Origin of the sequence: Alteromonas lipotrueae, from assembly GCF_019249215.1 — a bacterium.
In the GTDB taxonomy this organism is placed as follows: domain Bacteria; phylum Pseudomonadota; class Gammaproteobacteria; order Enterobacterales; family Alteromonadaceae; genus Alteromonas; species Alteromonas lipotrueae.
This window is the reverse complement of sequence record NZ_JAESDI010000042.1, coordinates 1-602: the sequence shown is the minus strand read 5'-3', so window position 1 is coordinate 602 and position 602 is coordinate 1. Positions and strand designations below refer to the sequence as shown.

General features: G+C 40.0%; 1 protein-coding gene. It reads left to right on the top strand.

All coding sequences use genetic code 11. The annotated features are described in order from the left end of the window. The first annotated feature begins 99 nt into the window (after positions 1 to 99). Positions 100 to 519: a DUF4262 domain-containing protein gene (locus tag JKP82_RS20690; RefSeq protein WP_141152196.1), complete on the top strand. Its 420-nt coding sequence runs from the start codon at positions 100 to 102 to the stop codon at positions 517 to 519. The last annotated feature ends 83 nt before the right edge of the window (positions 520 to 602 follow it).

Genomic DNA, 602 nt, shown 5'->3' with positions numbered 1-602 from the left:
GCGGGCAGCTGGGACAAAAACACAATGCGGCTTCGCTATTCTCGCATTGTGCTTTTGCCCCTTAGCTTAGTGTTATACGCAAACTAGGAATCTGTGAATATGTCGGATGTAATGGAAAAAGTAGAAGATGACATTAAGAAACATGGTTGGCATGTTCTTTCTGTTTTTAGCAAGGATGCTCCGAGCTTTTCATATTCAATAGGTTTTACTGAAACGCTTGATCATCCTGAAATCATCATGTCTGGGTTGGATACCTCATTGATGCACTCACTTATCAACGATATTGGACAGTTAATCAAGAACGGTCAACGATTTACCAATAACCAATTAAGTGAAGAAGTTATAAAAGGCTATCCGGTCAAATTTAGTAAAATTAGCGAACTCAACAAAGAGGAATACTTAAGGGCGGCTGTTAGTATTTATAGCATTGAAAAGTTTGACGCTCTTCAATGTATTTGGCCTGATAAAGAAGGTAAATTTCAAGAAGAAAGTAACACCGCTCAAGAGGTCTTATCGTGATTGCGTATAACAAAAAAATTAAGTCACTCACTTCGTTCGCTGGGACGCATACATGCGGGGCGGCTTCGCCATTATGCCCCACA